Below are 12703 nucleotides of genomic sequence, written 5' to 3'. Positions count from 1 at the left end.
GAGGTCTAGCGCGGGCCTGCCGAACGCCGAGCCGCCACGACCAGTCCGGCCGACGTCTCGATCAGCGCGCCGTCCAGCCGGAACACGGACGCCAGAACCGCGGGCGACAGCGCCTCGATCGGCGCGCCCTCCGCCGCCACGCGGCCATGGTCCAGCACCAGGACCCGGTCGCAAGATCGCGCCGCCAGGCCCAGGTCGTGCAGGGTGACGACCACCGCTGCTCCGGCCGTCGCTTCGGCGCGCAGCAGGTCCAGGGTCAATAGCTGGGCGTCGGGGTCCAGGCCCGCCACCGGTTCGTCGGCGACCAGCAGCGGAGCGCGTGTCGCCAGCAGCCTGGCCAGCAACACCCGGGCCCGCTCGCCGCCCGACATGTCGAGCACGCCGCGATCGGCCAGATCGGCGACGCCGACGCGCTCCAGCCGCTCGCGGGCCACGGCGACCGCCTGGGCGGGCGGCAGATCCGGCGCGCCGAGAGCGGCGACATCCAAAGCCGGCAGGTTCCAGGCCAGGCGGCGCTCCTGCGGCAGGTAGCCGACCAGGCGGGCCCGCTCGACGGGATTCAGGTCACCGACCGGGCGGCCGCCGAGCCGCGCCCCGCCGGCCTCGACCGGCATCAGGCCCAGGCCCGCCCGCAGCAGGCTGGTCTTGCCCGCGCCGTTGGGGCCGACCACGCCCAGCACCTCGCCAGGAGCGACGCTCAGGGACGCGCCGTCCAGCACCAAGGCCTTGCCGCGCCGGGCCTTGAGGCCGGTGAGGGTCCAGGCCGCCGTCACGACCGCCAGCTCCGCGCCGCGCGCCAGGCCAACAGGGCGAAGACCGGCGCGCCGAACAGGGCGGTGACCACGCCCAGCTTCAGTTCCTGCTCGGTCGGGATCAGTCGGGCGGCCAGGTCGGCGGCGACCAGCAGCAGTGCTCCGGCCAAGGCCGATGGGCGCAGAAGCCTGGCCGGATCGTCGCGCACGGCCGCCCGCACCAGGTGCGGCGCGGCCAGGCCAACGAAGCCGATCACCCCCGCCGCCGCGACCGAGGCTCCGGCCAGCAGGGCCGAGCCCGCCACCGCCGCCACCCGTAACCGCGCCATCGGCAGGCCCGACATCTGGGCGGCCTCCTCGCCCAGGGTCAGCATCCGCAGGCCCCGGGCCGCGTAGAGACACAGTCCGCCCCCGACGATCATCGGCGCCATGGCGCGCAGGATGTCGGTGAAGTCGCGGTTCTCGACCGAGCCCATCAGCCAGGCCAGCACCTCGGCGGTGGCCACGGGCGACGGCGACAGATTGAACACCAGGGCCGTCAGGGCGCCGGCGAAGGCCGACAGGGCCACGCCGAACAGGATCAGCACCTCCGGCTCGCGGAACCGCGCCGCCAGGCCGACGACCACTGCTCCGGCCAACAGAGCGCCGGCCAGAGCGGCCAGCTCGATCGCACCGGGCAAGGCCGCCAGTCCGCCGGCGATGGCCAGGGACGCGCCCAGGCCGGCCGTGGCCGAGACGCCCAGCACGCCGGGCTCGGCCAGGGGATTGCGCAGCAGCCCCTGCATCGTCGCTCCGGCCAGGCCCAGGCCCGCGCCGACCAGGGCGGCCATCAGCACGCGCGGCAGACGGATGGTCCACAGCACCTCGCCCGGCGGCGAGCCCGGGTCGATCAGGGCCTGGTGATATTGCGCCAGGCTCAGCGCGCTCTCGCCCAGGCTGACGGCGACGACGGCGGCCGCGACCAGGGCCAGCAACAGCAGGAGCTCCAGGCGACGCGGGCTCATCGCGCCGCCTCCGCCAGGACCCGCGCGCCGTCGGCGGCGAACCAGGCCGAGCAGCCCAGCATGCCGCCGGGCAGCGAGGCGATCACTCGCCCTCGCGTGGCCTTGCGCAGCGCCGCGTGGCGTCCGGGTCCCCAGCGATCGGCACCGGCCCGGGTCAGGTCGAAGAAGCCCAGCACCACCGCCTTGGGCGGATCGAGCACCAGTCGCTCCAGCGGCGCGGGCGAGAAGTAGGGCTGGGTCGAGGCGTTGGCGAAGCCCGCGGCCCGCAGCATGGCGTCGATCATCGTGTTGGGGCCGGCCGTATAGCCGCCGGGCGTCAGGTAGAAGGCGCTCCGCCCCCTGCCCGCTCCGGCCGCCCGCGCCAGGTCGGCGTCCATGCGCGCCAGCAGCGTCTCGCCCGCGGCTTGACGGTTCAAGGCCTGGGCGACCTGGCGGACATTGGCCCGCACGCCGTCGAAATCGGTGGCGTCGCCGAGACTGACCGTGTGAACGCCGCGCCGGGCGATGGCGGCCGTCAGCCGGGCGTCGCCGCCCCACTGGCGGACCACCACGTCGGGACGCGCCCCCAGCACGGCCTCCAGCGTGGTCCGCCGTTGCGGCAAGCCGGCCGCCTTGGCGCGGAGGAAGGAATCCGGCGCGTCGGCTCGCGGCGAGACGCCGACCACGGTCTCGCGCGGGGCCAAGGCCAGGACGTACTGGTCGGCGCAGGAGTCCAGCGACATCACGCGCTTGGAGGCGGTCTGGACCGCGCCTTGAGCGACGGCGGATCCCGCGATGGCCGCCAGGCCGGCGACGAGGCCGGCGAGCAAGGCGGCGCGCATGGACGTCAGTCCGTGACCAGGCCGTGCAGCAGCCCTTCGAGGGTGACCTTCATCAGTTCCTCGCGTGGCGCCCAGTTGCGGTCCGGCATGGTGATCAGCAGCGCCACCAGCCCGTGGCAGGCGGCCCACAGCACCTGGGCCGCGCTGTCGCCCGATCCCGTGCGCAGGCGGCCGGCGGCGGCGATCTCGTGGATCGGCCCGCTGAACTCGGCGAAGCAGCGGTCGCCCAGCTCGGCGGTGGCGGCCTGCTTTTCCTTGGAGATAACGTCGCGCGAACCGCAGAACACCAGTTGATAGGTGTTGGGATTGTCGAGGGCGAACTTCATGTAGGCCTCGAGCATCAGCTTGACCCGCGCCACCGCGTCGATCGGCCGATGGGCGATGTCGACATTGACCGCCAGCAGTTGGCCGATCGCGTCGTCGCTGATCTCCAGCAGGATCTGGTCCTTGTCGCGGAAGTGCATGTAGAGCGCGGTCGACGACACGCCCACGGCGTCGGCGATCTTGCGGATCGTCGCCCCGGCGTAGCCCTCGGCGATGAAGATCCTCTCGGCCGCGGCCAGGATTTCTCCGCGGCGCAAATGGCCGTCGCCCTTGGGCTTGCGGGCCGACTTGTGCGGCTTCTTCAACGCGACCGTCACGATATGGCGTTCCCCTACCTAGTCCCCAAATCCGACACTAAACGGGAATCACCCAAACGTCGCAACTCTCAAGGATTTACGTGAAACGCGTGTTTTTTCGTTTGACGCTCTATAGTTGAGGATTCGTTATCTACTCGCTGGATCCGATTAGGCGCGGCGGGGGCGATGGCGCGAGAGGAAAGAGACCAGCAGCGGCGCGCGTTCGGGACCGAAGCGGCCGACGGAAGCTGGGTCGAGGCCCTGCCCGACGGTCCGGCTTCGACGGCCGAGCCGCTTGAGGATGGAGCCCATCGGCGGCTGTCGCAAGGCCAGGTCGCCGGGCTGGCGCTCTCGATCCTGATGATGGCGCTGCTCACCGCCTTATGGCCCCAGCCGATGCTGGAGGGGCTCCATCTGCTGTTCTTCGCCGGCTTCCTCGGCCACTCGGGGATCAAGCTGGTCGCCGCCTTCACGCCTCGCGCCGCGACGACGGCGCCGCCCCTCCCAGACGAGGCCCTGCCCGCCTACACGATCATCGCGCCCCTCTATCGCGAAGCCGCGGTGGCGGCGGAGCTGGTCGCCAACCTGGCCCGGCTGGACTATCCGCGCGATCGCCTCCAGGTGCTGATCGTCCTGGAAGCCAAGGACCACGAGACCCAGGCCGCGTTCGGGGCCCTGGACCTGCCGGCCGGGTTCCAGGTCCTGATCGCTCCGCCCGGATCGCCCCAGACCAAGCCCCGCGCCTGCAACGTCGCCCTGAAGCGGGCGCATGGCGAGCTGGTGGTGATCTATGACGCCGAGGACGCGCCGCATCCCGGCCAACTGCGCGAAGCCGCCGCGCGCTTCGCCCAGGCCGACGAGAGCCTGGCCTGCCTGCAGGCCCCGCTGCGGATCGAGCCCGATCCGCGCTTCCTGCCCGACCAGTTCGCGCTGGAATATGCCGTGCTGTTCGAGGTCTTCCTGCCGGCCCTGGCCCGCTGGGGCCTGGCCTTCCCGCTGGGCGGCACAAGCAATCACTTCCGGGCCGGCGCCCTGAGGGCCGCCGGCGGTTGGGATCCCTACAACGTCACCGAAGACGCCGACATCGGCTTTCGCCTGGCGGCGCGGGGCCACAAGCTCGACGTGCTGGCCAGCCCGACCTTCGAGACCTCGCCCGCCACGCTGAAGGTCTGGACGCCGCAGCGGGCGCGCTGGATCAAGGGCCACCTCCAGACCCTGGCCGTCCATGCCCGGGGTCCCGCCGTGCACACCCCGCGCGGTCTCGCCGCGCTGGTCCTCACCCTGGCCCTGCCGGTGATGTCGTCCCATCTCCACGGCCCGCTGTTCGCCTGGCTGATGGTGCAGGGCATGGGCGCCATGCTCGATCTCTGCCCGGCGGTCCCGGCCATGGACTGGATGCTGATGTTCTTCGGTTGGACCTGCATCGCGATCGCCGGAACCCAGGCCCAGCGGCGGGCCGGACATCGCCAAAGGGTCCTGCCGCTGCTGGGCGCGATCTTCTATTGGCCGCTCCAGAGCCTGGCCGCCGCCGAGGCCCTTCGCCAGTTCGTCGTCGCGCCGTTTCACTGGGACAAGACCCCGCATACGCCCCGCGCCGCGAACCCTTTGCTGCCTCGCCTGTTGGCCCGGACTGGACGGGCCTTGCCCTGAGCGCGTATTGGCGGGGGCATGAATCCGACCATCGCCGCCGCTCCGCTCGTCATGCGCACCACCGGCTGGGCCGACTACGCCCTGCTGGACAGCGGCCATGGCAAGAAGCTGGAGCGCTACGGCCGCTACACCGTCGTGCGTCCCGAGCCGCAGTGTTTCTGGGCCCCGCGCCTGGACCAGAAGGTCTGGGACAACGCCGACGCCGTCTTCGATCCCTCCGACGAGGACGAGGCCGGCCGCTGGCGCTTCAAGGGCAAGCCCCTGGAGAAGTTCGACCTGGCCTGGGGCGAGGCGAAGTTCCACGGCCAGTTCACGCCGTTCCGCCACCTGGCCTTCTTCCCCGAGCAGGCCGCCAACTGGGCTTGGCAGGACGCCCGGGTCCGCGCCTTCACGGCCCGCCAGCCCAAGGTGCTGAACCTGTTCGGCTACACCGGCGTCGCCAGCCTGGTCTGCGCCGCCGCCGGCGCGGCCGTCACCCATGTGGACGCCTCCAAGAAGTCGGTCGGTTTCGCCCGCGAGAACGCCGCCTTCTCCGGCCTGGCCGACAAGCCGATCCGCTGGATCGTTGAGGATGCCCGCCGCTTCGTGGCCCGCGAAGTGCGGCGCGGCTCGCAATATGACGGCATCATCCTGGACCCGCCGAAGTTCGGTCGCGGGGCCGACGGCGAGGTCTGGCGCCTGTTCGAGGACCTGGCGGAGCTGACCACGAACTGCGCCCAGATCCTGGCCCCCGACGCCTCGTTCCTGCTGATGAACGCCTATGCCGCCCGGGTCTCGGGCGCGGCGATGTCGGGCCTGCTGGCCCAGGAGCTTCAAGGTCGCGGCGGGGTCATCGACTGGGGCGAGCTGTCGCTGGTCGAGGACAAGGGCGACCGCCAGATCGGCCTGTCGTTCTTCGCCCGCTGGGCCTCGGAGGGGTGAGCGACATGAACGCCAAGACCGTCACCTCCCTGTCCAACAACACCGTCAAGGCCGTCCGCGCCCTGCATATGCGCAAGGAACGCGAGGAGAGCGGCCTGTTCCTGGCCGAGGGGCTGAAGATCGTCATCGAGGCGATCGACTGCGGCCACGCGCCCAAGATCCTGATGTACGGCCGCGACGCCGCCGACCATCCGATGCTGCAGAAAGCCTCGCAGGCCTGTCTGAAGGCCGGCGGCGAAATCATCGAGGTCAATCGCGAGATCCTCGAAAAGGTCTCACGCCGCGACAATCCGCAGGCGGTCGTGGGCGTCTTCAAGCAGGTCTACACCCCGCTCAGCGCCATCGTGCCCGAGAGCGCCCCCTGCTGGGTGGCCATGCAGGCCGTGCGCGATCCGGGCAACCTGGGCACCGTGATCCGCACCGCCGACGCGGCCGGCTGCGGCGGGGTGATCCTGGTCGGCGACTGCGTGGACCCCTATTCGGTCGAAGGCGTGCGGGCCACCATGGGTTCGATCTTCGCGGTCAAGATCGCTAAGGCCTCGGTGGCCGAGTTCCTGGCCTGGCGCGAGACTTGGCCCGGCAGCGTGATCGGCACCCTGCTGACCGCCACGGTCGACCACAAGCACGCCGACTATGTGAAGCCCTCGCTGATCCTGATGGGCAACGAGCAGCAGGGCCTGCCGCCCGAGCTGGCCGCCGCCTGCGACGTCAACGTCAAGATCCCCATGCGCGGCCGGGCCGACAGCCTGAACCTGTCGGTGGCCACGGGGATCATGATCTACACGGTGACGGGCTAGGCTTTCCGTCGCGAGGCCTTCCTGGCCGCCCGCGACGCGGCTTCCTCGCGATCCTCTTCCACCCGTCGCCGGACGATCGCCTCGACCAGCGCTTTGGGCAGCGGCCTGTCAGGCTGGAAACGGATCGCGCCCTTGCTGGTCTCGAAGTCCTTCAGCCGGTCGGCGAAGTCCTCGACGAGGCCGTGAGGATAGAGCGCGCAGTGCTTCTTGGCCGCGCCCATCCAGACCAGCACGCCGTGCAGGCGAAAGCCCGGCATGCCGTAGCTGATCACCTCCCGAGCGTCCGGCGCGATGGCCAGGATCTGGCCGCGCAGGTCTTCCAGGGCGGCGCGCTGGTCGTCCGGCAGACGCGCCAGATAGTCGTCGATGGTGGCCGGTGCGTCTTTCATCGTCGTCCTCCGTCAGTCCGCGCCCGGAGGACGGATGGCGAAGCGCGAATCCGACATCGGCGGGACAGGCCCCATGGGCCTGTCCCCGCTCCGTGGCCTATTTGATCCGCGACCACTTCTCGGTCTTGCACAGGGGGGCCACGATGCAGCCCTTGAGCTTCAGCTCGTTGGCCGAGATCATGGTGATCGTCCCCGAATAGGTGCCGCCGTCAGCGGCGTTGTAGACCTTGCCGCCGGTCCACTTGGTCGGACCGCCGGTGAAGTCGTACAGCATCTGCATGTTCTTCAGGGTCCGGTTGCGCAGGGACGCGTCCTTGTTCTTCTCGTCCTTGACCGTCGGATCCTTCTTGATGTGATCCGAACTGACCAGCTTGCCGCACAGGCTGTTGCCGCAACGGCTGATCTCGACCTGGCCGCCGTTGGTCTGGGTCTGCCACAGGCCCGTGACGTCCTGGGCGAAGGCCGGGGCGGAAACCGAGAGCGCCAGGGCGGCGGCGAGGATCGGCAGTTTCATGGGGTCGTCTCCCTAGTTGTTGCCCCTTTCTAACGCGTGTTCGGCTGAACCGCCCATGAATTGATGGCCGAGTTCGAACAAGCCTGGCCGATCCCTAGACGGAACGCCGCTTCGGGCCCGCGCTGGAACAGGTCGTGTAGCCGGTCGCGGTCAGCCGACCGGCCGTCATGCCCAGCTTGTCCGGCAGGTCTCGGATGTGCGACGCCCGGGTGGCCTCGACCGCCGCCAGGGCAACGCTGCCGCAGGCATAGGCGTCCTGCGCCGCGTCGTGGTGCTTGAAGTCCACGCCCAGGAAGTCGCAGACCGCGTTCAGCTTGGCCGACGGCAGGTCGGGCCAGGTGTTCTTGGCCACCTGCACCGTGCAGATGTAGTCGAAGCGCGGAAACGGCAGGCCGTAGAGCTCGCAGGTGCGGCGCATCACGCTGATGTCGAACGCGGCGTTATGGGCGATCACCGTCGCCGTCTCGATCCGGTTCCGCAGCCGTGACAGCACGGCCGGGAACTCGTCGGCGTCCTCGACGTCGGCCGGCTTGATGCCGTGCACCGCGATGTTCCAGCCCGAGAACCGCATCTCGGCCGGGCGGATGTAGTGGTGCTCCACCTGCGTGATCCGCCCGTCTTCGATCCAGGCCAGGCCGATGGCGCAGGGGCTGGAGCGTTGCTCGTTGGCGGTCTCGAAGTCGATGGCGACGACGGGCATGCTCAGCCGCCCCCGACCATGTCCAGCCACTCGTCCTCTGTCATCACCTGGATGCCCAGCTCGGTGGCGGTCTTCAGCTTGGAGCCCGCGCCGGGACCGGCCACGACCAGGTCGGTCTTCTTGGACACCGACGAGGCGACCTTCGCTCCCAATCCCTCCGCCTGGGCCTTGGCCTCGTCGCGGGTCATCTTCTCCAGCGAGCCGGTGAAGACGATGGTCTTGCCGGCCACGGCGGTGTCGGTCTTGGGCTTGGCCACGGCCTGGATGTCGAGCTCGGCGACCAGATTGGCCACCTTCTCGCGATTGTGTTCCTCGGCGAAGAACCGGGCGATCGACTGGGCCGCCACCGGGCCGATCCCGTCGATGGCCGCCAGCTGCAGATAGTCGTCGCCCGGCGCGCCCTGCCCGGCCTCGGCCAAGGCCTGGGCGAAGCCGTTCCAGTCGCCGTAGCGTTCGGCCAGGGCCGCCCGGGCCGGCTTGTTCAGCTTGGGCACGGCGTGGCCGATCTTGACCTCCAGGCTGTCGGCCTCGGGCCACGGGTCGGCCTTCAGACCGCCCTTGCCGGCCTCGACCAGTTCGTCGCGCGCCTTGGGACCGACGCCGGCCGCGCCCGACAGCTCCAGATAGACCGCGCCCGGCAGTTGCCCCGCCGCGCGCTCGGCCGCCGCCTGCAGGTCCTCGAAGCGGTCGAAGTTGCGGGCCAGCACCGTCGAGGTGGTCTCGCCGATGTCGCGCATGCCCAGGCCGTAGATCACCCGGTCCAGGCCGATGGCGCGCCGCGCCTCGATGCCCTTGACCAGGTTGGCGACCGAAGTCTCGCCATAGCCGTCGCGCTCGCGCAGCTCGGCCAGCTTGGCCTCGTCCTTGGCCAGCTTGAAGATGTCGGCCGGCTCCTTGATCCAGCCGGCCTCGAAAAAGGCCGCCAGCTGCTTCTCGCCCAGGCCCTCGATGTCGAAGGCGCGGCGGGAGACGAAGTGGCGCAGGTGCTCGATGCGCTGGAACGGACAGGCGAACTCGCCGCTGCACCGACGCACCACGGTCTCGGCCCCCGAGGCCGTGGTCTCCTTGACGATCGGCGTGTGCAGCGGACACGGGCAGTGGGTCGGGAACTCGAACGGCACGGAGTCCGCCGGCCGCTCCTCGGCCACCGAGCCGACGATCTGCGGGATCACGTCGCCGGCCCGCTGCAGGATCACGGTGTCGCCGACCCGCACGTCCTTGCGGGCGATCTCGTCGGCGTTGTGCAGGGTGGCGTTGGTCACCGAGACCCCGCCGACGGTCACGGGCTTGAGCCGCGCCACCGGGGTGATCGCGCCGGTGCGGCCCACCTGCAGGTCGATGGCCTCCAGGATGGTGCGGGCCTGCTGGGCCGGGAACTTGCGGGCGACGGCCCAGCGCGGCGAGCGCGACACGAAGCCCAGGCGGCGCTGCTGTTCCAGGTCGTCGACCTTGTAGACGACGCCGTCGATGTCGAAGGCCAGCTTGGGCCGCAGGACCTCGAACTCGGCATAGGCGTCCAGCAGGCCCTGGGCGTCCTGGACACGCTTGGCCGGCGGGGCGGTGGTCACGAAGCCCCACGCATGAAGCTTCTCCAGCGCTTCCCACTGACCCGCCGCGAACGGTCCGCTGGTCAGGCCCCAGGCGTAGGCGAAGAACCGCAGCGGGCGCTGGGCGCTGATCTTCGGGTCGATCTGGCGCAGCGAGCCGGCGGCGAAGTTACGGGGATTGGCGTAGGTGCGTTGGCCGGCCTCGAGGGCGGCGGCGTTGAAGGCGGCGAAGGCCTCCAGCTCGACATAGACCTCGCCGCGGATCTCGATCACGTCGGGCCAGCCGGAGCCCTTCAGCTTGTGCGGGATGTCGGCGATGGTCCGCAGGTTGGCGGTGACGTCCTCGCCCACCCGGCCGTCGCCCCGGGTCGCGCCCTGGACCAGCACGCCCTTCTCGTAGCGCAGCGAGGCCGACAGCCCGTCGATCTTCGGCTCGGCGGTATAGAACACCGGCTCGCTTCCGAGCCGCAGGAAGCGGCGGATGCGGGCGTCGAACTCGGTCGCCTCGTCGTTGGAGAACGCGTTGTCGAGGCTCAGCATCGGCACGCCGTGCTCGACCGGCGAGAACTGTTCGGCCCGCGCCGCGCCGACCCGCATCGACGGCGAGTTGTCGCGCACCAGGTGCGGGAAGCGTTCCTCGATGTCGAGGTTGCGGCGCTTGAGGGCGTCGTATTCGCCGTCGCTGATCGTCGGCGCGTCCTGCTGGTGGTAGCGCAGGTCGTGCTCGACCAGGTCATCGGCCAGGCGCTCCAGTTCCTCGACGGCCTGGGCTTCGGTGAGGTCGGCGACGGCGATCTGGGACACGGGCGAATCCGGAGGCTGGAGAACGGGGGCAGACTAGCCGGGGGTGGATGATCCGGGGAGGCGTTTTGTGCGACGCCGTGCGGTGAACACTTGCCCCCTACGGACCGCTTCGCGGTCGTCTTCCCTACGGGGGGAAGAGGACCCGCCCCCGGCGCGTGCGCACGTCCTCCGCCCCCTATGGGGGCGGACAGACCGCGAAGCGGTCAGGTGGGGGCAAGTGGGTGTGATCTCACGCAGGAAACCCGCTGAGCTGGATGGGAAGGGTGCGAAGCGCCCGGGCCTCGCCCGGATGATTTGCAGTTGTGAGTACCGTTTCGACGAAGACGAGCGCTTCGCGCGGCCGTTATCCGGAAGCCTTCGGATCGCGGATTTTTAACCCGCTCCGATAGAGGCCTCCGACGGGCAGGGAGTTGGCGTTCCCTGGACCGCATGGGCGATTTCAGCCCATGCCTGCCGCGTCAGCCGATCCTTCGCCGCCTGGGTTTCGTCCTGTGTTGCAAGGAACCTGCCCAGGGCCGTCGCGAAGGCGTCCATCTAAAGACCACCGACAAACGCCTCCCGCTCGACCACCCCCGAAAGCCGCATCGGTCGCCGTACGTGCGCCCTCCCCATGCTCTCAGGTGGGATCAGGATACGGGCGGTCTGGAAGGGGGAGGACAGATTGGGGTCGAGAAAGTTCAAGGCGTTGAAAACCCTGGGCTTTGCTCGCTGAACGCCGAGCATGGACGCCTCTTGTACCCTCTCTCTTGGAGAGAGGGAGGGGCCCGCCGCGAAGCGGTGGGAGGGTGAGAGGTTTCACCGCCAGACGGCGTGCCGGCAGGGCCTCGGTGAGAAATCGGTGAGCGTGTCACCCCTCACCCTCCCACGCCTGCGGCGCGGGCCCCGCCCTCTCCCTTTGGGAGAGGGTGAAGGAAAGCTGGCCCATCCCTTGCTCCGACAGGCCAAAGGAGCCCGCCGCATGTCCCAAACCGCCACGATGTCCCAGAACGGTTCCACGCTGTCCCGTGGCGGCGCCCTGGACCTCCTGCGGTTCGTCGCGGCGCTGTTCATCGTGCTCTATCACGTGGCCGAGCGGGCCCCGGTGTCGCTGTTCGCGATCCATCCGGCCTTCGGGCGCGGCTACCTGGCCACCGACTTCTTCCTGATGCTGTCGGGCTACGTCCTGGCCAAGACCTACGGCGCCAAAATCTTGCAAGGGGGCGTCCTCCAGCACGGCGTGACCACCGGCGAGTTCCTCAAGCGCCGCCTGCTGCGCATCTGGCCCGCCCACCTGGTCATGCTGGCGCTGTTCGTGGCCTTCGTCCTGGCCACCAGCGCCGTCGGCCTGGCCCCGCAGAACCCGCAGTGGTTCCAGTGGAGCCAGCTGTTGCCGCAGGTCTTCCTGATGCAGGCCTGGTTCGTGCCCGGCCCGTCGGGCTGGAACATGCCGACCTGGACCCTGTCGGCCCTGATCGTCTGCTACGCCGGCTTCCCGGCCGCCTGGCGCGCCACCGCCAGGATCGCCTCGCCCTGGACCACCCTGGCGATCGGCGTGGCGATCTTCCTGGTCGTCGACTACGCGGCCAAGGCGGTGACGGGCGTCCCGGCCCACCAGTTGGCGCTGCGCTTCGGCCTGGTGCGCGGCGTCCCGCTGTTCATCCTGGGCATGCTGATCGCCCGCCTGCCGACCACCATCGCCCCCAAGCTGGCCGACGGCCTGGCGATCCTGGCCGGCGTCGGCGTCCTGGCCCTGCAGGTCGTGGGACGCTTCGACCACGCCAGCCTGGCCCTGCTGGGCCTGCTGATCTACGCCGCCGGCGCCTCTGGCGCGAAAGGCTGGGGTTGGGCCGGCCTGGCGGGCCGCCTGTCGTTCGCGCTGTTCCTGACCAACCAGCTGGTCGCCGTGGTCTGGTTCGGCCTGCTGCGCGCCGTGGCCGGCAAGCTGGGCTTCGAAGGCCCGGCGCTGTGGCTGACCTGGGCCATGGCCCTGCCCGCCTGCGTCGCCGCCGCCTGGCTGTTCGAACGCTTCGTCGACGCCCCGCTGCAGGTGTGGATCAAGGGCTGGTCGCGCAAGGACGCTGCGCCGAAGGCCGAGCTGGCCGTCGCTTAGCTGAACCGCCCTGCGTCCTTCGAGGCCCGCTGCGCGGGCGCCTCAGGATGAGGAATTCATTACGAGAGTCCCTCATCCTGAGGTGCGAGCCGCAG

12 protein-coding genes and 1 pseudogene are annotated in these 12703 nt (G+C 70.2%); 4 read left to right on the top strand and 9 right to left on the bottom strand.

Annotated features, from left to right (window positions below; all coding sequences use genetic code 11):
* Positions 1-5: 5 nt before the first annotated feature.
* The 4 genes from AC1DMQ_RS10755 to AC1DMQ_RS10740 are packed head-to-tail and all read right to left on the bottom strand — an operon-like array spanning position 6 to position 3218.
* A complete protein-coding gene (locus AC1DMQ_RS10755; RefSeq protein ID WP_477033549.1) occupies positions 6-773 on the bottom strand; it encodes an ABC transporter ATP-binding protein in 768 nt (255 codons plus the stop codon).
* Positions 770-1810 (bottom strand): FecCD family ABC transporter permease, encoded by a 1041-nt coding sequence (locus AC1DMQ_RS10750; protein ID WP_477033586.1) that lies wholly within the window; start codon positions 1808-1810, stop codon positions 770-772. The genes AC1DMQ_RS10755 and AC1DMQ_RS10750 overlap by 4 nt, the downstream gene beginning before the upstream one ends.
* On the bottom strand, positions 1753-2577 hold the full coding sequence (locus tag AC1DMQ_RS10745) for an ABC transporter substrate-binding protein (protein ID WP_477033548.1): 825 nt from the start codon (positions 2575-2577) through the stop codon (positions 1753-1755). The genes AC1DMQ_RS10750 and AC1DMQ_RS10745 overlap by 58 nt, the downstream gene beginning before the upstream one ends.
* 5 nt (positions 2578-2582) lie before the next feature.
* Positions 2583-3218, bottom strand: a complete 636-nt coding sequence (locus AC1DMQ_RS10740; RefSeq protein ID WP_477033547.1) for a TetR/AcrR family transcriptional regulator — start codon at positions 3216-3218, stop codon at positions 2583-2585.
* Between the two features lie 165 nt (positions 3219-3383).
* On the opposite strand from AC1DMQ_RS10740, the gene AC1DMQ_RS10735 reads away from it, so the two are divergent.
* From AC1DMQ_RS10735 to AC1DMQ_RS10725, 3 genes are read left to right on the top strand one after another with little or no spacing between them, the layout of a single operon-like run.
* Entirely contained in the window at positions 3384-4847 is a 1464-nt protein-coding gene (locus tag AC1DMQ_RS10735) for a glycosyltransferase (protein WP_477033546.1), read from the top strand.
* 18 nt (positions 4848-4865) lie between these two features.
* Positions 4866-5768: an RsmD family RNA methyltransferase gene (locus AC1DMQ_RS10730; RefSeq protein WP_477033545.1), complete on the top strand. Its 903-nt coding sequence runs from the start codon at positions 4866-4868 to the stop codon at positions 5766-5768.
* Between the two features lie 5 nt (positions 5769-5773).
* Positions 5774-6565 carry a TrmH family RNA methyltransferase gene (locus tag AC1DMQ_RS10725; RefSeq protein WP_477033544.1) on the top strand — a complete coding sequence of 264 codons (792 nt, stop codon included), beginning with the start codon at positions 5774-5776 and terminating at the stop codon, positions 6563-6565.
* On the opposite strand, the gene AC1DMQ_RS10720 is transcribed toward AC1DMQ_RS10725, so the two are convergent.
* The 4 genes from AC1DMQ_RS10720 to ligA form a co-directional block, all read right to left on the bottom strand.
* On the bottom strand, positions 6562-6954 hold the full coding sequence (locus AC1DMQ_RS10720) for an iron chaperone (RefSeq protein ID WP_477033543.1): 393 nt from the start codon (positions 6952-6954) through the stop codon (positions 6562-6564). The genes AC1DMQ_RS10725 and AC1DMQ_RS10720 overlap by 4 nt on opposite strands.
* A 97-nt stretch (positions 6955-7051) precedes the next feature.
* On the bottom strand, positions 7052-7468 hold the full coding sequence (locus AC1DMQ_RS10715; RefSeq protein ID WP_477033542.1) for a DUF2147 domain-containing protein: 417 nt from the start codon (positions 7466-7468) through the stop codon (positions 7052-7054).
* A 94-nt stretch (positions 7469-7562) separates the two neighbouring features.
* Positions 7563-8168, bottom strand: coding sequence for a 3'-5' exonuclease (locus AC1DMQ_RS10710; protein WP_477033541.1), 606 nt, complete (start codon positions 8166-8168; stop codon positions 7563-7565).
* Between the two features lie 2 nt (positions 8169-8170).
* On the bottom strand, positions 8171-10519 hold the full coding sequence (gene ligA / locus AC1DMQ_RS10705; protein WP_477033540.1) for an NAD-dependent DNA ligase LigA: 2349 nt from the start codon (positions 10517-10519) through the stop codon (positions 8171-8173).
* Positions 10520-11477: 958 nt separating this feature from the next.
* Here ligA and AC1DMQ_RS10700 point away from each other — a divergent pair.
* Positions 11478-12608 carry an acyltransferase family protein gene (locus tag AC1DMQ_RS10700; protein ID WP_477033539.1) on the top strand — a complete coding sequence of 377 codons (1131 nt, stop codon included), beginning with the start codon at positions 11478-11480 and terminating at the stop codon, positions 12606-12608.
* Here the strand turns inward: AC1DMQ_RS10700 and AC1DMQ_RS10695 are convergent.
* Positions 12605-12703 (bottom strand): annotated as a pseudogene (locus AC1DMQ_RS10695) (hypothetical protein). The gene AC1DMQ_RS10700 and the pseudogene AC1DMQ_RS10695 overlap by 4 nt on opposite strands.

Source organism: Caulobacter sp. 05L422 (genome assembly GCF_056397765.1).
The sequence above is the reverse complement of the archived record's forward strand: the minus strand, read 5'-3'. Positions and strand labels throughout refer to the sequence as shown.